General features: G+C 72.7%; 25 protein-coding genes. 12 read left to right on the forward strand and 13 right to left on the reverse strand.

The features are described 5' to 3' along the window. Positions 1–7 precede the first annotated feature (7 nt). Positions 8–679 carry a DUF2537 domain-containing protein gene (locus tag ACRAKJ_RS02530; protein WP_438925871.1) on the forward strand — a complete coding sequence of 224 codons (672 nt, stop codon included), beginning with the start codon at positions 8–10 and terminating at the stop codon, positions 677–679. A 99-nt stretch (positions 680–778) separates the two neighbouring features. Here ACRAKJ_RS02530 and ACRAKJ_RS02535 read toward each other — a convergent pair whose 3' ends face one another. Then, the gene (locus ACRAKJ_RS02535) at positions 779–2,629 is read right to left on the reverse strand and encodes an ABC transporter transmembrane domain-containing protein (RefSeq protein ID WP_438925872.1); all 1,851 of its coding nucleotides are present in this window, start codon (positions 2,627–2,629) and stop codon (positions 779–781) included. After that, positions 2,626–4,326 carry an ABC transporter transmembrane domain-containing protein gene (locus ACRAKJ_RS02540; RefSeq protein WP_438925873.1) on the reverse strand — a complete coding sequence of 567 codons (1,701 nt, stop codon included), beginning with the start codon at positions 4,324–4,326 and terminating at the stop codon, positions 2,626–2,628. The genes ACRAKJ_RS02535 and ACRAKJ_RS02540 overlap by 4 nt, the downstream gene beginning before the upstream one ends. A gap of 167 nt (positions 4,327–4,493) precedes the next feature. On the opposite strand from ACRAKJ_RS02540, the gene ACRAKJ_RS02545 reads away from it, so the two are divergent. Beyond that, positions 4,494–4,733 carry a hypothetical protein gene (locus tag ACRAKJ_RS02545; protein WP_438925874.1) on the forward strand — a complete coding sequence of 80 codons (240 nt, stop codon included), beginning with the start codon at positions 4,494–4,496 and terminating at the stop codon, positions 4,731–4,733. Here the strand turns inward: ACRAKJ_RS02545 and ACRAKJ_RS02550 are convergent. The 5 genes from ACRAKJ_RS02550 to ACRAKJ_RS02570 form a co-directional block, all read right to left on the reverse strand. Continuing rightward, positions 4,730–5,161: a hypothetical protein gene (locus ACRAKJ_RS02550; protein ID WP_438925875.1), complete on the reverse strand. Its 432-nt coding sequence runs from the start codon at positions 5,159–5,161 to the stop codon at positions 4,730–4,732. The two genes, ACRAKJ_RS02545 and ACRAKJ_RS02550, sit on opposite strands and share 4 nt — an antisense overlap. Then, positions 5,154–5,516, reverse strand: a complete 363-nt coding sequence (locus ACRAKJ_RS02555; RefSeq protein WP_447008863.1) for a hypothetical protein — start codon at positions 5,514–5,516, stop codon at positions 5,154–5,156. Before ACRAKJ_RS02555 ends, ACRAKJ_RS02550 begins: the two co-directional genes overlap by 8 nt. A 128-nt stretch (positions 5,517–5,644) precedes the next feature. Beyond that, the gene (gene sepH, locus ACRAKJ_RS02560) at positions 5,645–6,571 is read right to left on the reverse strand and encodes a septation protein SepH (protein WP_438925877.1); all 927 of its coding nucleotides are present in this window, start codon (positions 6,569–6,571) and stop codon (positions 5,645–5,647) included. A gap of 253 nt (positions 6,572–6,824) precedes the next feature. After that, complete coding sequence (serC, locus tag ACRAKJ_RS02565) at positions 6,825–7,958, reverse strand: phosphoserine transaminase (protein WP_438925886.1); 1,134 nt, start codon at positions 7,956–7,958, stop codon at positions 6,825–6,827. 440 nt (positions 7,959–8,398) lie between these two features. After that, positions 8,399–9,511, reverse strand: coding sequence for a citrate synthase 2 (locus ACRAKJ_RS02570; protein WP_438925878.1), 1,113 nt, complete (start codon positions 9,509–9,511; stop codon positions 8,399–8,401). Positions 9,512–9,707: 196 nt separating this feature from the next. Here ACRAKJ_RS02570 and ACRAKJ_RS02575 point away from each other — a divergent pair, with 196 nt between their 5' ends. From ACRAKJ_RS02575 to pdxH, 7 genes are all read left to right on the forward strand, one after another. Continuing rightward, entirely contained in the window at positions 9,708–10,010 is a 303-nt protein-coding gene (locus ACRAKJ_RS02575; RefSeq protein WP_438925879.1) for an urease subunit gamma, read from the forward strand. Between the two features lie 40 nt (positions 10,011–10,050). Beyond that, complete coding sequence (locus ACRAKJ_RS02580) at positions 10,051–10,407, forward strand: urease subunit beta (protein ID WP_438925880.1); 357 nt, start codon at positions 10,051–10,053, stop codon at positions 10,405–10,407. Next, positions 10,404–12,116 (forward strand): urease subunit alpha, encoded by a 1,713-nt coding sequence (locus ACRAKJ_RS02585; protein WP_438925881.1) that lies wholly within the window; start codon positions 10,404–10,406, stop codon positions 12,114–12,116. The genes ACRAKJ_RS02580 and ACRAKJ_RS02585 overlap by 4 nt, the downstream gene beginning before the upstream one ends. Beyond that, positions 12,116–12,766: an urease accessory UreF family protein gene (locus tag ACRAKJ_RS02590; protein WP_438925882.1), complete on the forward strand. Its 651-nt coding sequence runs from the start codon at positions 12,116–12,118 to the stop codon at positions 12,764–12,766. The genes ACRAKJ_RS02585 and ACRAKJ_RS02590 overlap by 1 nt, the downstream gene beginning before the upstream one ends. Then, entirely contained in the window at positions 12,756–13,529 is a 774-nt protein-coding gene (gene ureG, locus ACRAKJ_RS02595; RefSeq protein WP_438925883.1) for an urease accessory protein UreG, read from the forward strand. The genes ACRAKJ_RS02590 and ureG overlap by 11 nt, the downstream gene beginning before the upstream one ends. Continuing rightward, a complete protein-coding gene (locus ACRAKJ_RS02600; protein WP_438925884.1) occupies positions 13,526–14,308 on the forward strand; it encodes an urease accessory protein UreD in 783 nt (260 codons plus the stop codon). Before ureG ends, ACRAKJ_RS02600 begins: the two co-directional genes overlap by 4 nt. Before the next feature lie 118 nt (positions 14,309–14,426). After that, positions 14,427–15,086, forward strand: a complete 660-nt coding sequence (gene pdxH, locus ACRAKJ_RS02605; RefSeq protein WP_438925885.1) for a pyridoxamine 5'-phosphate oxidase — start codon at positions 14,427–14,429, stop codon at positions 15,084–15,086. 139 nt (positions 15,087–15,225) lie between these two features. Here the strand turns inward: pdxH and ACRAKJ_RS02610 are convergent, their stop codons facing one another. Further along, positions 15,226–15,351: a hypothetical protein gene (locus ACRAKJ_RS02610; RefSeq protein WP_438925540.1), complete on the reverse strand. Its 126-nt coding sequence runs from the start codon at positions 15,349–15,351 to the stop codon at positions 15,226–15,228. 203 nt (positions 15,352–15,554) lie between these two features. Here ACRAKJ_RS02610 and ACRAKJ_RS02615 point away from each other — a divergent pair, with 203 nt between their 5' ends. Further along, positions 15,555–16,829: an MFS transporter gene (locus ACRAKJ_RS02615; RefSeq protein WP_438925539.1), complete on the forward strand. Its 1,275-nt coding sequence runs from the start codon at positions 15,555–15,557 to the stop codon at positions 16,827–16,829. Here the strand turns inward: ACRAKJ_RS02615 and ACRAKJ_RS02620 are convergent. Further along, positions 16,789–16,953: a DUF397 domain-containing protein gene (locus ACRAKJ_RS02620; RefSeq protein ID WP_438925538.1), complete on the reverse strand. Its 165-nt coding sequence runs from the start codon at positions 16,951–16,953 to the stop codon at positions 16,789–16,791. The two genes, ACRAKJ_RS02615 and ACRAKJ_RS02620, sit on opposite strands and share 41 nt — an antisense overlap. Continuing rightward, a complete protein-coding gene (locus ACRAKJ_RS02625; protein WP_438925537.1) occupies positions 16,950–17,795 on the reverse strand; it encodes a Scr1 family TA system antitoxin-like transcriptional regulator in 846 nt (281 codons plus the stop codon). The genes ACRAKJ_RS02620 and ACRAKJ_RS02625 overlap by 4 nt, the downstream gene beginning before the upstream one ends. Positions 17,796–17,888: 93 nt before the next feature. Between ACRAKJ_RS02625 and ACRAKJ_RS02630 the strand changes: the two genes are divergently transcribed. Both ACRAKJ_RS02630 and ACRAKJ_RS02635 read left to right on the forward strand, forming a co-directional pair. Then, complete coding sequence (locus tag ACRAKJ_RS02630; protein ID WP_438925536.1) at positions 17,889–18,119, forward strand: hypothetical protein; 231 nt, start codon at positions 17,889–17,891, stop codon at positions 18,117–18,119. Between the two features lie 70 nt (positions 18,120–18,189). Next, complete coding sequence (locus ACRAKJ_RS02635) at positions 18,190–19,572, forward strand: amino acid permease (RefSeq protein ID WP_438925535.1); 1,383 nt, start codon at positions 18,190–18,192, stop codon at positions 19,570–19,572. 68 nt (positions 19,573–19,640) lie between these two features. Here the strand turns inward: ACRAKJ_RS02635 and ACRAKJ_RS02640 are convergent, their stop codons facing one another. From ACRAKJ_RS02640 to ACRAKJ_RS02650, 3 genes are all read right to left on the reverse strand, one after another. Next, positions 19,641–19,967 (reverse strand): hypothetical protein, encoded by a 327-nt coding sequence (locus ACRAKJ_RS02640; RefSeq protein ID WP_438925534.1) that lies wholly within the window; start codon positions 19,965–19,967, stop codon positions 19,641–19,643. A gap of 114 nt (positions 19,968–20,081) precedes the next feature. Then, positions 20,082–20,870: an MBL fold metallo-hydrolase gene (locus tag ACRAKJ_RS02645; RefSeq protein ID WP_438925533.1), complete on the reverse strand. Its 789-nt coding sequence runs from the start codon at positions 20,868–20,870 to the stop codon at positions 20,082–20,084. Further along, positions 20,867–21,421 (reverse strand): LmrA/YxaF family transcription factor, encoded by a 555-nt coding sequence (locus ACRAKJ_RS02650; protein ID WP_438925532.1) that lies wholly within the window; start codon positions 21,419–21,421, stop codon positions 20,867–20,869. The genes ACRAKJ_RS02645 and ACRAKJ_RS02650 overlap by 4 nt, the downstream gene beginning before the upstream one ends. Positions 21,422–21,443 lie beyond the last annotated feature (22 nt).

The following is a 21,443-nucleotide window of genomic DNA, read 5'->3' on the forward strand; positions in this document are numbered from 1 at the left end:
GACGCAGGTGGAACTGCGGGTCCAGGACGGCCGCGCCGTGCTCGCGGGACGCGACGACGCGGGCGAGCACGAGGTCGACCCCCACACCCTCCCGCTCGGCGCGGGCCTGGCGGACGACCTGCACGAGTGGGCGAAGGTGGCCGACGCCGTGCGCCGCACCGACACGCCCCCCGAGGGTGCCGCCGGTGCCCTGGTGACCAGGCGGGGCCGCCAGCTGGCCGGTCGCCTGGCCGCCGACATGGGGTCACCCGTCCGGTACACCGACCCGGTGACGGGCGACGTGGTCACGGTCGACGTGCCCGCCGACGACCCGGACGACGCGACCGGGGCCGGGGGCGCGGGCGGTGCCCCTGTCGGAACCGGGACCGGAACCGGGAGCGGGAGCGGGACCGACGAGCCGTCCGCCGGTGAGCAGCCGGAACCCACGCCGTGGGCCACCGGGCTCACCGTCAGCCTGATCACGGCGGCGATCGTGACGTTCACCGTGTTCACGCTGTCGGTGGGGCTCGGTGAGACCAGCCAGTGGCTCGCGCTGCTGGCGAACGTCCTGGTGGTCGGCGGCATCTCCCCCTCGGTGTGGCTGGCGCGCAGGGTGCCGGTGTGGCGCTGGATGGCCTACGGCGTCGTCGCGGGCGTCCTCGCGGCCTGGCTGTCGCTCCTGCTCACCACCCTCCTCTGAACACCCTGAACGACAACCTGGACGAACGAACGACAACCTGAACAAACGACCCGGGACGGCCCGGACGGCCCGAACGAGCGGACGGGCCGTCCGGGCCGGTCAGGCCAGCGACTCCCGCCACGCCGAGTGCAGGGCCGCGAACCGCCCGTCCCCCTCGATCAGCTCCTCCGGCGTCCCGTCCTCGACCACCCGGCCGCCGTCGACCACCAGCACGCGGTCCGCGATGAGCACGGTCGACAGCCGGTGGGCGATGATGAACGCCGTCCGGTCGGCCAGCACGGTCTCCAGCGCCCCCTGCACGAGGCGCTCGGTCGGCACGTCCAGGCTGGACGTGGCCTCGTCCAGCACCAGCACCGCCGGGTCGGCCAGGAACGCCCGCGCGAACGCCACCACCTGCCGCTGACCCGCCGACAGCCGCCCGCCGCGCTTGCGCACGTCGGTGTCGTAGCCCTCGGGCAGCGCCCGGATGAACGCGTCCCCGCCGACCGCCCGCGCCGCCGCCTCCACCTCGGCCCGCGTCGCCGACGGCCGCCCCAGCGCGATGTTGTCCGCGACCGAGCCGTCGAACAGGAAGTTCTCCTGCGTCACCATGACCACGGCGCGCCGCAGCTCGACGTCCGCGACGGACCGCAGGTCCACCCCGTCCAGCCGCACCGCGCCCGCCGTCGGGTCGTAGAACCGGGCCACCAGCTTCGCGATGGTCGACTTGCCCGCCCCGGTCGTGCCGACCAGCGCCACCGTCTGCCCGGCGGGCACGGTCAGGTCGAACGGCGGCAGCACCACCGGCGTCGTCGCCGAGTACCGGAACCCCACCCCGTCGAACCGCACCGCGCCCCGCACGTCGCCCAGCGGCGACGGGTCGTCGGGTTCGCGGACCGTCGGCTCCTCCTCCAGCAGCCCGGAAATCTTCTCCAGCGCCGCCGTCGCCGACGCGTACGTGTTCGTGAACATCGCCAGCTGGTCGAACGGGTCGTAGAACCGCCGCACGTACAACGTGAACGCGGCCAGCACCCCCAGCTCCAGCTGCCCGCCCGCGACCCGGAACGCGCCCCACGCCAGGATGACCGCCAGCGACAGGTTGCCGATCGCCCGGACGAGGGCCGTGAACGACGCCATCACGCCCATCGCCTCGGTGTTCGCGTCGCGGAACCGGGTGTTCAGCTCACCCATGATGGCGGCGTTGCGGCGCTCCCGGCGGAACGCCTGCACCGCGCGGACGCCGTTCATGGTCTCCACGAACTGCACGATGATCTGCGCGATGGCGCCGCGCGTGCTGCGGTAGGCGTGCGCCGAGCGGCGGCGGAACCACCGGGTCAGCAGGTACAGCGGCACGAAACCGGACAGCACGACCAGCGCGAGCGGCACGTCCAGGTACAGCAGCACCGCGGAGATGCCGACCACCGACAGCAGCGAGGTCAGCAGGCCGTCGAGGCCCTCCTCCAGCAGGTCCTGCAACGAGTCGATGTCGCTGGTCGCGCGGGAGATGACCTTGCCGGAGGTGTAGGTCTCGTGGAACGCCACGGACAGCCGCTGGGCCTGCCGGAAGATGCGTTCCCGCAGCACGAGCAGCACGTCCTGCCCGACGCGGCCGGTGAGCCGGACGAACGCGAAGCGCAGCCCGGTCGCGACCAGCCCGCTCGCCGCGTACCCGCCGACGCACCACGCCAGCACCGCCGGCCGCCCGTCGAGCGCCGCGGGCACGCCCCGGTCGATGGCGGCGGCGATCAGCAGCGGGCCCGCCAGCACGATCAGGTTCTCCACCACCACGAGCGCCAGCGCCAGCACCGCGGCCCGGGTGTGCGGGCGCAGCAGCTCGCCGAGCAGCCGCCGCGACCGGGCCTGGAGCAGCACGCCCGTGGCCCGGGTGATCTCCTCGACGTCCTCGGCGGCGACGCCGCGCCACGCCTGGTCCCCGGCGCCCGGGGCACTCTCCTCGGTGGGCGCGCTCACGCCGCCACCTCCTCGTCCTCGGCGGTGGACAACAGGTTCCGGTAGGTCTCGTTGACCGCCAGCAGCTCGGTGTGCACACCGACCGCGGCGATCCGCCCGTCGACGAGCAGCGCGACCCGGTCGGCGAGCTGCACCGTGCTCGGCCGGTGCGCCACGACCAGCGCCGTCACGCCGTGCAGGACGCGCCGCAGCGCCGCCTCCACCTCGGCCTCGGTGTGCACGTCGAGCGCGGACAGCGGGTCGTCCAGCACCAGCACCGCCGGGTGCCCGACGACCGCGCGGGCCAGCGCCAGCCGCTGCCGCTGGCCACCGGACAGCGACAGGCCCTGCTCGCCGATGCGGGTGTCCAGGCCCCACGGCAGGGCGTCCACGAACTCCTCGGCCCGCGCCACCCGCAGCGCCTCCCGCACCCGCGCCTCGTCCACGCCCGGCGCGCCGAGCGCCACGTTCTCGGTGACGCTCGCCGAGAACAGGATCGGTTCCTCGAACGCCGTGCCGACCACCCGCCGCAGCTCCGCCAGGTCCAGGTCGCGCACGTCCACGCCGTCCACGGTGACCCGGCCGCGGGTGACGTCCGCGAGGCGCGGCACGAGCGCGGTGAGCGTCGTCTTGCCCGACCCGGTCGCGCCGACCAGCGCCACCGTCTCGCCGGGCCGGATGTCCAGGTCGACGCCGCGCAGCACCTCGTCCTCGGCGCCGGGGTGCGCGAAGTGCACGCCCTCGAACCGCACGTGCCCGCGCACCGGGGTCGCCGACGGTTTCGGGACGGCGGGCCCGCGCACGGTGACCGGCTCGTCGAGCACCTCGCGGAAGCGCTCCACCGCGGACGCGGTCGAGTTCGCCTCCGCCAGCAGCCACCCGATCGAGTCGACCGGCCAGCGCAGGTAGGCGAACACCGCGACGGCGGCGACGAGCGTGCCGGCGGTGGTCGTGCCGTTCGCGATGCCGACCGCGCCGAACGCGAGCTGCCCGGCGATGCCCAGCTCGGGCAGCACGATCAGCACCGCCCACAGCGCGGCGAACACCCGCACCTTCGCCAGTTCGGTGTCGCGCAGCTCGCGGGCCTGGCGCAGGAACCGCTTCGCCAGGTGCGGGCCGCGCCCGAACGCCTTCAGCACCCGGATGCCCAGCACCGACTCCTCGACCACGGTCGTCAGGTCGCCGGCCTGGTCCTGCGCCCGCCGCGCGACGACCTTGAACCTCGACTCGAACAGGTAGGACAGCAGCACCAGCGGCAGCGTGCAGACCAGCGCGACGGAGCCGAGCACCGGCGACAGCCAGAACAGCACGCCCAGGCCGACCAGCACCACGAACGTGTTGACGACGAGGAACACCAGCGAGAAGCCGACGAACCGCCGCACCTGGGTCAGGTCGGTCGTGCCGCGCGACAGCAGCTGCCCCGACTGCCACCGGTCGTGGAACGACACCTGGAGCCGCTGGAGGTGGTCGTACAGGTCGGAGCGCATCCGCGCCTCGACGTCCGACGCCGGGCCCGCGATGAGCCTGCGGCGGGCGTAGAACAGGCCGGCCTCGGCGCAGCCGAGCAGCACGACCACACCTATGAGCAGCGGCAACGCCCCCAGGTCGCGGCCGGCGATCGGGCCGTCCACGATGCGTTGGGTGACGAGAGGTATGCCCAGCCCGCACATCATGGCCAGCGCGGTGGCCGCCGCGCTGAGCGCGATCGGCGTCCGCACGGGTTTGAGGTACGGCCACAGCCCGCGCAGAGTCGCGGCCGTGGAAGTAGGTTCTTCCGACACGAGTCCCCCTCCGGTCTCCCCCCGACGTTACGAAGGAAGACCGACGCTCGGCACCCGAGTTTTCCCCGGGCTCGTCCCGGTACGACCGTGCAAGCTCGACCCCGGTGGAGGTCAAGGTGGACGTCCGGTACCTGCGCACCGAGCCGACCATGGCGTTCCCGCGCGGCAGGCTGCTCGCGGTGCGCGGCGGTCGCCTGCACGTGTGGGCCCCTGACGGCTGGGACGTCGTCGGTGGCACCCGGCCCGAGGGCGCGCGGCCGATGAGCCGCGCCGAGGCGGAGGGGTGGTGCCGGGCGGAGGGCGTGGACCAGGTCGTGCTGGACACCGTGCCCCGACCGGGCTAGCCCCGCTTGCGCCCGCGCACCGCCGCCGGGGCCGTGACCAGGCCCGCGAGGCCGTAGCAGGCGGCCGCGAGCAGGACGAGCACGGTCCACCGGTCGCCCAGGCCGGCCCACCGCTCGGGGAGCCGGAAGTAGTGCGCGAGGCCCAGCAGGACCGGCCCGACCAGCACCACCGGCCACACCGGGCGGACCTTGAGCAGCCACAGCGCCGGCCCGGCGAGCAGGGCGCTGACCAGCAGCGCGACCGGTAGCCCGACCACGACGAGCAGGATGAACTCGCTCAACGTGGTCTCGTTCACGACCCGGTCGAGCACGCCGGTGCGGTAGGCCCAGATCCAGGCGACCAGCAGCGCCGCGCCCACCCCGGCCGACAGCACGACGCGCAGCAGCACGGTGAACGCGGCGCGGCCCGCCGTCGAGGTCTCAGCCACGCCGGGCAGTCTCGCGCACGTCGTGCCGCGCTGTCACGGGCGCGGCCAGCACGAACCCGACCACGCCGGCCAGCACGCCGCCGCCCGGCACGCTCACCCACACCGTCGCCAGCGTCAGCACGGCGGTGAACGTCACCCCGACCGCCGCGAACCCCAGGGGGCGCGCCCGGCGTGCCGCGGCCAGCACCAGCCAGGCCAGCAGCACGCCCACGAACAGGCTCACCGGGATCGCGACCAGGCCCAGCCCGAGGCAGTCCCAGTCGTCCTTGGAGCACACCGCCCCGGAGGCGATGAACTCGCGCAGCCCCCACCAGGCCGCACCCAGCCCGGCCCCGACCGCGGCACCGACGACCACCCGTCCCAGCATGACCGCCGAGTACCCGCCCGGTGACCCGCGGGAAACCCCCACCCGGCCGAGCCCGCACCCTCCACCGGCATGCGAGAGGCCCTCACCCGACCGGGTGGGGGCCTCTCGTCACGATCTCAGCCCCGGTTGGAGCGGACGCCCAGCAGGACGTCCTCCCACGACGGCACGATCGGGTGGGTCTTCTTGCCACCGCGCTTGGGCGGCGGCTCCTTGCGCGGCGGCTGCTTGGACCCCGCCGCCGGGGTCGGCTGCTGCTGCTGCGGGACCGGCGGCGGCTCCTCCGCGACGGGCTCCTCGACGACCGGCACGGGCTCCGGCTCCGGCACCACCGGCGGCGGGGGCGGGGGCGCGACCGGGACGACGGGCTCCTCGCGGGCGAGGATCTCCGGCTCCGGCTGGCGCTCCACCTCCAGCGCCTGGCGGGCCAGCGCCGTCACCGGGCGCAGGCTGCGCAGGCCCCGGTTCGGGTTCGGGTCCATCAGGTCCACGGCGGCGTCGTCCAGCGCGGTCACCGTGCCGCCCTGCACGCCCGGGTGGAACGCCCAGTGCGCGCGGTTGTCCGAGCGGCCCGCCGTCCAGTGCAGCTGCACGACCCAGCGGCCGTCCTCGCCGCGCCACGAGTCCCAGCTGACGTCGGCGTACTCCTGGCCGCGCAGGCCGAACGAGTGCGCCACGACCTCGCCGAGCGTCTGCACGTCCGGGCCGTCCTCGCGGACGGGGTGGGCGCGCTGCGCCAGGTCGGCCGTGCGGGACCGCTCCAGCAGCACGGGGTAGGCGAACCGCTCGACGCGGTGCTTCGGGATGCCGGCCGCCGCGGCGACCTGCTCCACCGACTCGCCGGCGCGGATGCGGGCCTGGATCTCGCGCGGTCGCATCTGCGACTCGCTCTCGACCTCGATCTGGCCGAGCCGGGTCAGGTCGCCTCGCGCGGCCGCGCGCAAGCGCTCGTCGGCGGGGAGCACGAAGCGCTCGCCGCGATCCGGGTCCTCCAAGATGACGGACTTGCCGTCGTCTTCGAGCCCGATGACTCGCAACGCTCGCATCATGGCCTCCCCGATGACTCACCTCGCCGACTGCTGACGTTAATCCGGCGCGCCGCCTTGACGGGTGAGGCTCGCCGTGCCCATCGATATCTTCGTGTGATCTTGCCGTATGTCGTCCGTGTCCGCACGTCCGTTACGGGCGCGTCCACCGTCCAGGGTGCCTGATCACGGGCCCGATGGACACCCCCGGGCACGAGAACGCCGAACGGCCGGCCACCCGCGCGGGGTGGCCGGCCGTCCGGTGCGCGATCGGTCAGAGCTGCCCCACGACCCAGTCGACGGCCCGGGTCAGCGTCGTCACGTCGGTCGGCTCGACGGCCGGGAACATGGCGACGCGCAGCTGGTTGCGGCCCAGCTTGCGGTACGGCTCCACGTCCACGACGCCGTTCGCGCGGAGCGCCTTGGCGACGGCCGAGGCGTCCACCGCGTCGTCGAAGTCGATCGTGCCGACGACCTGCGAGCGGTGGGCCGGGTCGGCCACGTACGGGGTCGTGTAGGACGTCGACTCGGCCCACGAGTACAGGCGCGAGGACGAGTCGGCGGTGCGCTCGACGGCCCACTTCAGGCCGCCGTTGCCCAAGATCCACTCGATCTGGTGGTTCAGCAGGAACAGGGTCGCCAGCGACGGCGTGTTGTACGTCTGGTCCTTGGTGGAGTTGTCCAGCGCCGTGGTCAGCGACAGGAACTCCGGCACCCAGCGGCCCGACGCGCCGATCTCGGCCACCCGCTCCAGCGCGGCGGGGGACATGAGCGCGATCCACAGGCCGCCGTCGGAGGCGAAGTTCTTCTGCGGCGCGAAGTAGTAGACGTCGTAGTCGGACGCCTCGACCGGCAGGCCGCCGGCGGCCGACGTGGCGTCGATCGCGACCAGCGCGCCGTCCGAGCCGGCCGGGCGGGAGACGGGCACCGCGACACCGGTCGACGTCTCGTTGTGCGCCCAGCCGACGAGGTCGGCGCCCTCGGCGTAGGCGATCTCCGGCGCGGAGCCCGGGTCGGCCTTGACCACGATCGAGTCGCCCAGGAACGGGGCGTCCGAGGTGACCTTGGCGAACTTCGAGGAGAACTCGCCGTAGGTGAAGTGCTGCGCGCGCTCGCGCACCAGGCCGAACGCGGCGGCGTCCCAGAAGGCGGTCGTGCCGCCGTTGCCGAGGACGACCTCGTAGCCGTCGGGCAGCGAGAACAGCTCGCGCAGACCGGCGCGCACCGAGCCCACCAGGGACTTGACCGGCTTCTGCCGGTGGGAGGTGCCCATCAGCGCGGCGCCCTCGGCCGCGAGCGCCGCGAGGGCCTCGGGACGGACCTTGGAGGGCCCGCAGCCGAAGCGGCCGTCGGACGGCCGGAGGTCGGAGGGCAGGACCAACGAGGTGGGGTCGGCGGTCTGGGTCATCGCGAAGCCTCCGGTCACGGGGAGGGGGTCGGCACGACCGGCGCCGTTGCCGGGGGCCTAAGTGTTGCAGCAGCGTGGCCGGGCGGTGACGGCCGGGTGTCCGTGGTCACTTCCCGCAGCTGACGCACCGTGGACTGTAGACAGTCCACACCCTCCCGAGAGTCCAACCCCCAGCCCCCGAGAGTCCAACCCCCAGGCCCGGCGAGTCCAACGCTCACGACCCGCGAGTCCAACGCTCAGGACCCCTGAGTTCTGCATTCACGGCTCACACCGTTAGGCATGAGCGCATGACACGGGGGTCGTGAGCGCATGACTCGCGGGTCGTGAGCGCATGACTCGCGGGTCGTGAACGTAGAACTCAGGGGGTCTGGGGGTTGGACTCTCGGGGTCTGGAGGTTGGACTCTCGGGGTCTGGGGGTTGGACTCTCGGAGAAGGGGGGTTAGGCGATCTGGTCCCAGCCCTCTACTTCGGAGGGCTTGCGGGGGCCCGGGCCGATGTAGGAGGCGGACGGGCGGACCAGGCGGCCGGTGCGCTTCTCCTCCAGGATGTGCGCCGACCAGCCGGCGGTGCGGGCGCAGGTGAACATCGCGGGCATCATGTGCGGCGGCACCTGGGCGAAGTCCAGGATCACCGCGGCCCAGAACTCGACGTTCGTCTCGATCGCCCGGTCCGGGCGGCGCTCGCGCAGCTCGGCCAGCGCGGCCTGCTCCAGCGCGTCGGCCGCCTCGTAGCGGGTCGCGCCCAGCTCCTTGCACGTCCGCCGCAGCACGCGCGCCCGCGGGTCCTCCGCCCGGTACACCCGGTGCCCGAAGCCCATCAGCCGCTCGCCGCGGTCGAGGACGCCCTTGACGAAGGCGCGCGCGTCACCGGTCCGCTCGACCTCCTCGATCATCGGCAGCACGCGCGCGGGCGCGCCGCCGTGCAGCGGGCCGGACATCGCGCCGATCGCGCCGGACATGGCCGCCGCCACGTCCGCGCCGGTCGCGGCGATGACGCGGGCGGTGAACGTGGAGGCGTTCAGGCCGTGCTCGGCCGCCGACACCCAGTACGCGTCGAGCGCCTTCACGTGCGCCGGGTCGGGCTCGCCGCGCCAGCGGGTCAGGAAGCGCTCGGTGATGGTGCGGCACTCGTCGATGCGGTACTGCGGCACGGCGGGCCGCCCGATGCCGCGCGCGGACTGCGCCGCGTACGACAGGGCCATGACGGAGGCGCGGGCCAACTGCTCGCGCGCCTGCTCGTCGGTGATGTCCAGCAGCGGCTGGTAGCCCCAGATGGGGGCGACCATGGCCAGCGCCGCCTGCACGTCGACCCGCACGTCGCCGGTGTGCACCGGGATGGGGAACGGCTCGGCGGGCGGCAGGCCGGGGCCGAAGCGGCCGTCGACCAGCAGCGCCCACACATTGCCGAAGGTCACCTTGCCGGCGAGGTCCTCGATGTCGACGCCGCGGTAGCGCAGCGCGCCACCGTCGCGGTCCGGCTCGGCGATCTCGGTGCGGAAGGCGACCACGCCCTCAAGTCCCGGTTTGAACCCGTCGTCCTCGCTCTGCACCACGCTGTGCGCTCCTTCTCGGCGGAAGTTGAGAGTTGTCAGCACCTTCCTCCGGGTGGCACGCACCCGCAATCAGGCCGGCCCGTGGCGTCGGTCACGATCAAGGAAACGATTCAGAACGCAAGCCGATCGCAAGGTGATCGTTAAGCCCTTGTTTCCACGAGGCGGTAGCGGCGTTGCGCGTGGTAGACCACCGGTCATGCACCTCACGCCCCACGAGCGGGACAAGCTGCTGGTCCACGTCGCGGCCGACGTCGCGCGCAGGCGGCTGGAGCGCGGTGTGGTCCTGAACTACCCGGAGGCGGTCGCGCTCATCACCGACCACGTGCTGGAGGGCGCGCGGGACGGTCGCTCGGTCAGCGAGCTGATGGACAGCGGCCGGCACGTCCTCGCGCGCGCCCAGGTGCTGCCGGGCGTGCCCGAGATGATCGAGTCCGTGCAGGTGGAGGCCACCTTCCCGGACGGCACGAAGCTCGTGACCGTGCACGACCCGATCGTGTGATCCCACCCGATCGCGCGACCCGACAGGCGAGGAGCCGCCCGTGATCCCCGGCGAGATCATCCCCGGCGACGAGCCGGTGGAGCTGAACCCCGGACGGCCGCGGACCGCGCTCGTCGTGGTCAACGCGGCGGACCGGCCCGTGCAGGTCGGGTCGCACTACCACTTCGCGGCGGTCAACCCGGGCCTGGAGTTCGACCGCGAGGCGGCGTGGGGCAAGCGGCTGGACGTCCCGGCGGGCACGGCGGTGCGCTTCGAGCCGGGCGTGGAGCGGGAGGTCGTGCTGGTGCCGATCGCCGGGGCGCGGCGCGTGCCGGGGCTGCGGCCGGAGTGGGCCGGCGACCTGGACGGGCGGGACCGGAGCGGGCGGGACCTGGACGGGCGGGGGCTGGACGGGTGACGGACATCGACCGCCGCCGCTACGCGGACCTGCTCGGGCCCACCGCGGGCGACCGGATCAGGCTCGCCGACACCGACATCCTCATCGAGGTCACCGAGGACCGCAGCAGGGGCGCGGGCTCCGGCGACGAGGTGATCTTCGGCGGCGGCAAGGTGATCCGCGAGTCCATGGGGCAGGGCGTGGCGACCCGCGCCGAGGGCGCGCCCGACCTCGTCATCACCGGCGCGGTGGTGCTCGACCACTGGGGCGTCGTCAAGGCGGACGTGGGCGTGCGCGACGGCCGGATCGTCGGCATCGGCAAGGCCGGCAACCCGGACACGATGGACGGCGTCGACCCGGCGCTGGTCATCGGCCCCGGCACCGAGGTGCTGTCCGGCAACGGCAAGGTGCTCACCGCGGGCGGCATCGACTGCCACGTGCACTTCGTCTGCCCGCAGATCGTGGAGACCGCCGTCGCGTCGGGCCTCACCACGCTCGTCGGCGGCGGCACCGGTCCGGCCGAGGGCACGAAGGCCACCACGGTCACGCCCGGCGCGTGGAACCTCGGCCGGATGCTGGCCTCGATGGACCACATGCCGGTGAACGTGCTGCTGCTCGGCAAGGGCAACACCACCCGCGAGGACGCCCTGCGCGAGCAGCTCGCCGGCGGCGCGGGCGGGTTCAAGCTGCACGAGGACTGGGGCACCACGCCCGCCGCGATCGACGCGTGCCTGCGGGTGGCGGACGAGTCGGGCGTGCAGGTCGCCATCCACACCGACACGCTCAACGAGGCCGGGTTCCTGGAGTCGACGCTGGCCGCGATCGCGGGCCGGTCGATCAACGCATACCACTCCGAGGGCGCGGGCGGCGGGCACGCGCCGGACATCATCCAGGTGGTGTCCGAGCCGAACGTGCTGCCGTCGTCGACGAACCCGACCCGCCCGCACACCGTGAACACCCTCGAAGAGCACCTCGACATGCTGATGGTGTGCCACCACCTCAACCGGTCGGTGCCCGAGGACCTGGCGTTCGCGGAGAGCCGCATCCGGCCCACCACGATCGCCGCCGAGGACGTGCTGCACGACCTGGGCGCGATCTCCATGATCAGCTCCGACTCGCAGGCCATGGGCCGGGTCGGCGAGGTGATCATCCGAACGTGGCAGACCGCGCACGTGATGAAGAAGGCGCGCGGGGCGCTGCCCGGTGACGGCGCGGCGGACAACCTGCGCGCCCGCCGGTACGTCGCGAAGTACACGATCAACCCGGCCGTCGCGCACGGCATCGACCACGAGGTGGGCTCGGTCGAGGTCGGCAAGCTCGCCGACCTCGTGCTGTGGGAGCCGAAGTTCTTCGGCGTGCGGCCGTCGGTGGTGCTCAAGGGCGGGTTCATCGCGCACGCGGCGATGGGCGACGCGAACGCGTCCATCCCGACCCCGCAGCCGATCCTGTCCCGGCCGATGTTCGGGGCGCACTCGGCGGCGCTGAGCAGCGTGCACTTCGTGTCGCGGCAGGCGGTCGACGCCGACCTGGCGGGGCTGCTGCGGCTGGCCCGGCCGCTGGTGCCGGTCGGCGACACGCGGAACGTGACCAAGGCCGACATGGTGCTCAACGACGCCCTGCCGGACGTGCGGGTCGACCCGGACAGCTTCGCCGTGCGCATCGACGGCGACCTGGTCGAACCGCAGCCGGTGGCGGAGCTGCCCATGGCCCAGCGCTACTTCCTGTTCTGATGGACCTCGTCGCGGTCATGCTCGCGGACTCCCGTTTCCCGGGCGGCGGCCACGTCCACTCGGGCGGCCTGGAGGAGGCGGCGGCGCGCGGGCTCGTGCACGACGAGGCGTCGTTGCGCTCCTTCCTGGTCGGCCGGCTGCGCACGGCGGGCGCGCTGGGCGCGGTGTTCGCGGCGGCGGCCACCCGCGGCCGGTACGCGGAGCTGGACGTCGAGCTGGACGCCCGGACCCCGTCGCCCGCCCAGCGCGCGGCGTCGCGCACCCAGGGCCGGGGCATCGCGCGGGCGGCGACGCGGGCGTGGCCGTCGGCGGAGCTGACCGGGCTGCTGCGGGCCACCCCGAGACCGCACCACCCGATCGTGGTGGGCGTGCTGGTGGCCGACCCGTTCGCCGCCGCCCAGACCGTCGCCTACCACGCCGTGACCGGCCCGGCGACAGGCGCGATCCGGCTGCTCGGGCTCGACCCGTTCGGGGTGAACGCCGTGCTCGCGCGGCTCGCGCCGGAGATCGACGCGGTCGCCGCGCACGCCGTCCGGCACGCCGACGACGACCCCGCGGACCTGCCCGCGCCCAGCGCCCCGGGCCTCGACCTGCTGGCCGAGGCCCACGACCGACACCACGCGGAAGAGGTGCGTCTCTTTGTCAGCTGACCACGGCCACGGCCACGTGCACCCGGTGAACTTCGACCCGACCGACGCCGGCCACGACCCGCACGACCACGCGCACGACCACGCGCACGACCCGCACGGGCACGGGCACCGCGCCGTGCGGCTCGGGATCGGCGGCCCGGTGGGCTCGGGCAAGACCGCGCTGACCGCCGCGCTGTGCCGGGCGCTGGGCGGCAGCGTGGACCTGGCGGTGGTGACCAACGACATCTACACCACCGAGGACGCCGACTTCCTGCGCGCGGCGGGCGTGCTGGACACCGAGCGGATCGAGGCGGTGCAGACCGGCGCGTGCCCGCACACCGCGATCCGCGACGACATCACCGCCAACCTCGACGCGGTGGAGCTGCTGGAGCACCGGTTCCCCGGCCTGGAGCTGGTGATCATCGAGAGCGGCGGCGACAACCTGACCGCCGTGTTCAGCCGCGGCCTGGTCGACCGGCAGGTGTTCGTGGTCGACGTGGCGGGCGGCGACAAGGTGCCGCGCAAGGGCGGCCCCGGCGTGACCACCGCCGACCTGCTGGTGATCAACAAGACGGACCTCGCGCCGATGGTGGGCGCCGACCTCGGCGTCATGACCTCCGACGCCCACCGGGTGCGCGGCGAGCTGCCGGTGATCAGCCAGTCCCTGGTGGAGACCCCGGACGCCCCCGCCGTGGCCGAGTGGGTGCGCGCCCAGCTCCGCGTGCTGGCCGGGTCCGGGATCGGGGTCGGGGCCGAGGTCGGGTCCGGGTCCGGGGCCGGGTGAGGGCGCGGGCGCACCTGGCCGTCGAGCGCGGCCGGGACGGGCGGACCGTCGTGCGCGGGATGCGGTCGATGGCCCCGCTCAGGCTCGTGCCGGCCAGGGGGTCGGGGGACGCGGCCCTGGTCCACCTCGTCAGCGCGGTCACGTCCCCGCTCGGCGGCGACGACCTCGAACTGCGGGTCGTGGTCGGCCCCGGCGCGTCCCTGGTGTTGCGCGGAGTAGCCGCCACGCTCGCGCTGCCCGGCCACCGCGAGGGCGGCAGCCGGGCGCTCGTGCACGTGGAGCTGGAGGCCGGCGCGAGCCTGGAGCACCTCCCCGAACCGACCGTCGTCACGGCCCGCGCGCACCACGAGGCGGTGTTCCGGGCGGACCTCGCGGACGACGCCCGTTTGCGCACGCGGGAAATAGTCGCGATGGGCCGGCTGAACGAAAGAGCGGGTTCGCTCACCACCACTCTCGACATCCGCGGGAACGGCCCCGTCATAAAGCAGACATCTCATTTGGGGGTGCCCGAGGTGGACGGTTCGCCGGCCGGGCTGGCGGGCCGCCGCGTGCTCGGCACCGAGCTGCTCCGCTGGGGCCCCGACCTGCCGGCGGCGGTCGCCGAGGACTGGTGGTCCCTCGTCCCGCTGGCCCGCGGCGGCAGCCTCGCGACCGCCCTGGCGGACGACGCGGTGACCGTGGAACGCGCTTTGGACGAGGCGCGCCGCAGGCACCCCGGATCGTCCGAAGCGCTTCTGACTCGATCCCGGACACGATTCCGAGTCGAAGCTCACAGTTAGACCCCCGGATCGGGTGGTAGCCATCACCACCCAGGCGGTTCCGCGATTAGCGTGGAGCCCGTACGGTCGCGGGAACCCCAGGCACCACGAGTGCTCAGCCCAGCTCCGGGAGGTCGGTATGACGGAGACGACGACCGCTATCGCGCTGCCGTCGATGCGCGTGTCCTACGAGCAGGGTTCGCTCACGGAGAGCGACCTCGCCGCCAGTTGGCACGAGCAGCTCCAGCTGTGGCTCGACCAGGCGGCGGGCGCCGGTCTGTCGGAGCCGAACGCGATGGTGCTCGCCACCGCCGACCCGCAGGGCCGCCCCTCGTCCCGCACCGTCCTGGCCAAGGGCCTCGACGAGCGCGGCCTGGTGTTCTTCACCAACTACACGTCCGCCAAGAGCCACGACCTGATGGCCACGCGCTACGCGTCGGCCACGTTCCCGTGGTTCGCCATGCAGCGGCAGGCCCACGTGCGCGGCACCGTGGAGAAGGTCGGCCCGGCGGAGACCGCCGCCTACTGGGAGAGCCGCCCGCGCGGGTCGCAGATCGGCGCCTGGGCGTCGCCGCAGTCGCGGGTGGTCCGGGGCCGCACCACGCTGGAGAGCGCGCTGCACAAGGTCGAGCGCCAGTTCGCCGACGCCGACCGCGTACCCGTGCCGCCGCACTGGGGCGGCTGGCGCATCCGGCCCGAGGAGGTCGAGTTCTGGCAGGGCCGCCGTGACCGCATGCACGACCGCCTGCGCTTCCGCCTCAGCCGCGACGGCTGGGAAGTGCAGCGCGTCGCACCGTAGTCCCTCGTCGTGCCTGGTAGGAGCCCTGCGGTCGATCGTCGGCCGCGGGGCTCCCGCGCGTTCGGGGGCACGGCTTCGCGGGTGCGGTGGGATGAAGTGGTCCCGGTGGGCCAGTACGGCCCACCGGGACCTGAACTGGCTAGCCGAGCAGGAAGTGTGCCGCCTGTGCGGCGAGGAACAGCACGACCTGGATCACGCGGGATCTGCGGACCTCGTGCGAGCAACCGCAGTTGCGGTGACGCTTGGGGGTACGTCGCTTCGACATGATGTGCTCCCTTTCGCCCGGCTGAAGGCACACCTGTAGTGCCTCACCACGACCGGACGCGTCAGACCTCGTCAGAGGTCTGGATTGGGGCACATCTGTTGCGACATGCGGGGAGTGTCGCACCTGCCGAACCGGTCGTCAACGCACTTCTGCGCGGTTCCGGCCCTCCGGAACACCTTGTTAGTTGCCGTACGCTAACGACCGTGCGGAAAGTCCTGGGCCGGATCGCGATCGACACCCGGCCGCTGAAAGTCCTCGCCTTCCGGCGGCTGTGGCTCTCGACGGTGGTCACCGCCGTCGGCAGCCAGCTGACGGCCGTCGCCGTGCCGAAGCAGGTGTACGACCTCACCGGGTCGTCCGGCTGGGTGGGCGTGGCGGCGGGCGTGGCCCTGGTGCCGCTGCTCGTGTTCGGGCTCTACGGCGGCGCCATCGCGGACGTGGTCGACCGGCGCAAGCTGCTGATCGTGACCAACACGGGCATCGCCGTGACGTCCGTGCTGCTGTGGCTCCAGGCGGCGCTGAGCGCGAACTCGGTGTGGCTCGTGATCGCGCTGCTCGGCCTGCAACAGGTGTTCTTCGCGGCCAACGCGCCCGCCCGCACCGCGTCCGTGGCCCGGCTCGTGCCCGCCGAGCAGATCCCGGCGGCCTCCGCGCTGTCGTCCACGGTGATGATGTTCGGCGGCGTGTTCGGGCCGATGCTCGCGGGCTCGCTCATGCCCGTCGTCGGGTTGTCCACCCTCTACCTGGTCGACGCCGTCGCGCTGACCGCCACCATCTGGGCCGTCTGGAAGCTGCCGCCGCTGCCGCCGCTCGACGGCACCTCCCGGCGCGCCGGCGTGCGGGACGTCGTGGACGGCTTCCGGTACCTGGCGCTGCAGAAGATCCTGCTCGCGAGCTTCCTGCTCGACATCATCGCGATGGTGTTCGGGATGCCCCGCGCGCTGTTCCCCGAGATGGCCGAGAACACGTTCGGCGACCCGCCCGGCGGCGGCCTGGCCCTGGGCTGGCTGTTCGCCTCGATCTCGCTGGGCGCGATGCTGTGCGGCCTCACGTCCGGGTGGACGTCGAGGGTGAACCGGCACGGCATGGGCGTCGTGGTCGCCGTCGTGGCGTGGGGCGTCGCCATGATCGGGTTCGGCCTGTCGGACGTCCTGTGGCTCGCGGTCGTGTTCCTGGCGATCGGCGGCGCGGCGGACATGATCAGCATGGTGTTCCGCAGCGCGATCCTCCAGTCGGCCGCGACGGACGAGATGCGCGGCCGGATGCAGGGCATGTTCATCGTCGTGGTGGCGGGTGGGCCGCGCATCGCCGACCTGCTGCACGGCACCGGCGGCGCGGCCATCGGGCCGGGTCTCGCCACCACGCTCGGCGGTGTCCTGGTCGTGGTGGGCACGGCCGTGGCGGTGCTGGCGATCCCGGCGATCCGCCGCTACCGGTTCACACCTTCAATCGTTGAACGAACCTCTCCCACGCAGTAGCGGGGACGGAGAGGGTGGGCGCGGGGTTCTTCGAGTCCCGCGCCGCCACCCGACCGGGCAGCACCGCCACCTCCACGCAGTTGGCGGTGTCGGCACTGCGGGAACTCTTGCGCCACAGGGTCATGCATCGATGATCCCACGCAGGTAGGCGGCGGTGTCCTCCTCCGAGCAGGCTAATTCCCGCAGCTCCGCCCAGGTCTTCTCGTACACCTCGATGTGCTCGTCCTCGTCGAGGAACAGGCTGGCGACCTTGTTCTCCAGCAGGACCAGGCTCGGTTCCTCGTCGTACTCCAGGACCACGAAAGGCCCGCTGAGCCCACCGTGGAAGCCGCTGCCGGTGGGGATGACCTGGATGGTGATGTTGGGGCGCTCGGCGGCGTCGATGAGGTGGCGGACCTGGCGCTTGTGCTCGCCCGATTCGCCGAAAGGGCGCTCGACGGCGCTCTGCTCGATGATCGTGTGCAGCACGAGCGGGTTCCGGCGGGACAGGAGTCCCTGGCGCGCCATCCTGCTGGCGATCAGGGCATCGATCCGGTTCTCCGGGAGGTCGTGCCCGGTGGCCGCGATTATCCATCGCGTGTATTCGGAGGTTTGGAGCAGGCCGGGGATGACCAGCGGCTGGTAATGGAGGAGCGAACTGGCCTCGTCCTCGAAATCGACCCAGGTCTGCCAGTCCTCGTGGAGCTTGGGCGTGTTCATCCGCAGCAGGCCGCGTTGTTCGGCGTGCCGGGCGAGGTCGAGCAGTTCCACCCGCTGCTTGCGGTCCACGCCGTAGAAGTCGAGCAGCTTTTCGAGGTCGTCGAGGTACACCCCGATGCCCGAGGTCTCGATGCGGCTGATCTTGCTGCCGGACATGCCCAGCGCGTCACCGACGGCGTCGGTGCTGGCGCCGGTGGCGGTGCGGAGCCTCTTGAGGGTGTGCGCGAGTCGGCGGGAGCGGACGGAGGGTCCGGCGCGGCGTGCCATGCCGACAAAGTAGGGGCGTCCGAGAAGCCAAAGCCATGTCGTTCACACCATCGTGTCATTGCTGCTCGATTAGGAGCGCTGCAATCTTGTTGCATGGAATTCATCAAGGTGGTCGAGCCGCGTCGTGAGTGGCTGGTGCGGTGCTACTCGGACAAGGAGGACGTGCTGTCCCTCGAAGTCCACGACGGCGGCCTCTCCCTCTTCCTCCCCGCCGGGCGCGACCAGGTGCGGCTGAGCGCTCCCCAGATCGCGGCCTTCCGGCAGGCGTTCGACGAGGCCCTCTCCCGCGCGGAGGAGGACCTGCGGGCGGTCGCCGGGTCGTGACCTCAAGGCTTGCCCAAGGTGTGGCTTCCCGTCTGTCCACGGCAGGTGTGATCCGGCACACTCATCCGGCATGGCGGAACCGACGAGCGCACCGGCGCAACCGGAACTGAAGCGGGCCATCGGCCCCAAGCTCCTGCTGTTCTTCGTGGTCGGTGACATCCTCGGCACGGGCATCTACGCCCTGACCGGCAACGTCGCCGGCAAGATCGGCGGCGCGCTGTGGGTGCCGTTCCTGATCGCGTTCGCGGTGGCGTTCCTGACCGCGTTCAGCTACCTGGAGCTCGTCGGCAAGTACCCGCGCGCGGCGGGGGCGGCGCTCTACACCAACCGGGCGTTCAAGATCCAGTTCCTGACCTTCATGGTGGCGTTCGCGGTGATGTCCTCGGGCATCACCTCCGCGTCCTCGGCGGCGCTGGCGTTCGGGCGCACCTACCTCCAGTCCGTGATCAAGGAGTTCTTCTCCGACACGTTCACGGTCTCGGCCACGCTGGTCGCGATCCTGTTCATCATCGGCCTGGCGCTCGTCAACTTCCGGGGCGTCTCGGAGTCGGTCAAGGCGAACGTCGTCCTGACCTGCATCGAGCTGTCCGGCCTGGTGATCATCATCGCGATCGGCGTGTTCGCGGTGGCCTCCGGCGACGGCGACGCGAGCAGGCTGACCCAGGTCGACCCGGCACCCGGGCAGTCCGCGCTGCTCGCGATCACGTCGGCGACGGCGCTGGCGTTCTTCGCGATGGTCGGGTTCGAGGACTCGGTGAACATGGCCGAGGAGTGCAAGGACCCGGTCCGGATCTTCCCGAAGGCGATGCTGTGGGGCATGGTCGTGGCCGCGGTGATCTACGTGCTGGTCGCGATCACGTCGTCGCTGCTGATCCCGGCGAACGAGCTGTCCAAGGCGGGCTCCTCGGCGCTGCTCAAGGTCGTCCAGGTGGGCGCGCCGGGCTTCCCGCTGTGGGTGTTCTCGCTGATCGGCCTGTTCGCGGTCATCAACTCGGCGCTGATCAACATGCTGATGGCGAGCCGGCTGATCTACGGCATGTCGAACGAGCGGATCATCCCGAAGGTGTTCGGGGCGGTGCACGCGACCCGTCGCACGCCGTGGATCTCGATCATCTTCACGTCCGGCGTCGCGATCATCCTGGTGTCCACGGCGGACATCGCGAAGCTCGGCGGCACCACGGCCCTGCTGCTGCTGATCGTGTTCACGATCGTCAACGTCGCGGTCCTGGTGCTGCGCAAGGAGGAGTCCGACCACAAGCACTTCCGCGCGCCGACGTGGGTGCCGGTGCTGGGCGCGATCACGTGCGCCTACCTGGCGAGCCCGCTGTCGGGTCGGCCGTGGGAGGACTACAAGATCGCCGGCTACCTGCTGGCGGCGGGCGCGGTGCTGTGGGTGGTCAACCGGTTCGTGCACGGCAAGACCGAGTTCGACGCGGAGAAGCTGGCGAAGTGACCCCCGCTCGACGGGGCGCCCGGTGACGCCGTGCCCGGTGCCGCTGTCCGGCGGCACCGGGCACGGGCCTACGCGCACCAGGTGTTGCCGGTGTACGACAGCTTGCTCGCGAGGACCCAGCCCCACTTGCCGTTGTTGACGTTCGCGCCGTAGTAGCGCGGGTTGCCCTGGATGCGGACGTTGAGGGTGTCGCCGGCGATGGCCCACCCGACGAACGACCCGCCGCTCTGGGCGTCGGTCATGTCGCCGTAGGTGGTCACGGTGTACTGCCAGACCTGCGTGCACGCCGCGCCGGGCGCGCCGCCCGCGGCCGGTGCGGCGTGCGCCGTCCCCGCCGCGAGCACCAGGCCGAGGACGGACGCCGTGGTCGCGAGGCCGCGTGAGAGCGTCTTCAACTGGACTCCTCTGTGGGGGAGGTTCACCGACGAACGCGAATCATGGTGAACCGGCACCCGCCGCGCCTAGCGGCGGTCGGGTGGTCCGTCGCGCCGGGAAATCCCCCGAAGTCGTCACGAGGCGTGAGCGGGCGCGAAACGCCGCAGGTGGACGGGGTCGTGGGCGTTGACCACGGTCACCCGGTCGGCGACCTCGCGCAGCCTCGCCAGGTTGGCCAGCCTCAGCTCGGCGATCGTCTGCACCCGCTTCTCGAACGCCGCCAGGCCGGCCGGGACGTGCGGCGGGGTGGCGAGCTGGCCGTGGTGGAAGTAGGCGTCGCCCGCGTGCAGCAGCCAGCCGTCGTCGGTCCGGACCGCGACGCCGGTGTGGCCCCTGGTGTGGCCGACGAGCGGGACCAGCAGCACGTCGGGGAGCAGTTCACGGACGCCCTCGAAGCCCTCCCACGCCTCGCCGGTCGGCTCGTGCGGCACGAAGTCCGCGTGCCGCCACTGGGCGGGGGAGTAGCGCGGGTTGTCGCGGTCGTCCAGCTCCTCGCGCAGGACGTGCACGCGCGCGTCGGGGAAGTCCCGCAGGCCGCCCGCGTGGTCGATGTCGAGGTGGGTGAGGGCGACGTGCCGCACGTCGGACGCCGCGAAACCGAGGGCGTCCAACTGCCGCACGGCGGTCTCCCGCGCGTCGAGCACGGGCCGGCTCGCGACGCGGAAGAGCAGCGGCAGGGTCGCCTTCGGCGCGCGGACGTCGTCCAGGCCGATGCCGGTGTCGACCAGCACCAGGCCGTCGTCGGTCTCCAGCAGGAGGGTGTGGCAGACCAGTTCGCCGCGGTGCAGGAACGAGCCGCGGCCGGTCACCAGCCGACCGCCGAAGGGGCGCATGGTGCCGCAGTTGAGGTGGTGGACCTTCACGTCGCGGGCCTTTCCAGGAGGGCGCCCAGGTGGGCGCGGACGGCGTCGATCGGGGCGAGGGAGCGGCGGGTGCGGGCGAGCAGCAGCGCGCCCTCGATGGCGGCGAGGGCGACCGCGGCCCGCTCGTCGTCGCCCAGGTGGGTGGCCAGGACGGCCTGCCAGGAGGCGTAGGCGTCCTCGCACGCGGTGCGGATGGGCTCGCTGTCGGCCGCCGCGTCCAGCGCCACCCCGGCGATCGGGCAGCCGTTGCGGAAGTCCGAAGCGAGCAGGGCCGCGCCGAGCAGTCCCAGTACTTGGGAAAGCGCTTCCACGGGTGATGGACCCGAGGTCAGCGCGGTGTCCAGGGTGTCGCGCAGGTCGGCGCCCGCGAGGGCCACCGCCTCGACCGCGAGCTGCTCCTTGCCGCCGGGGAAGTGGAAGTACATCGAGCCCTTGGGTGCCCCGCCCTCGGCGAGCACCTGGTTCACGCCCGTGGCGTGGTAGCCCTGCGCGCGGAAGAGGTCGGCGGCGGTGCGCACCACCCGCTGCCGGGTGTCGGTCCGTCGTGGCATGTTTTTACTATAGAGACCGGTC

Source organism: Saccharothrix sp. DSM 118769 (assembly GCF_052936295.1).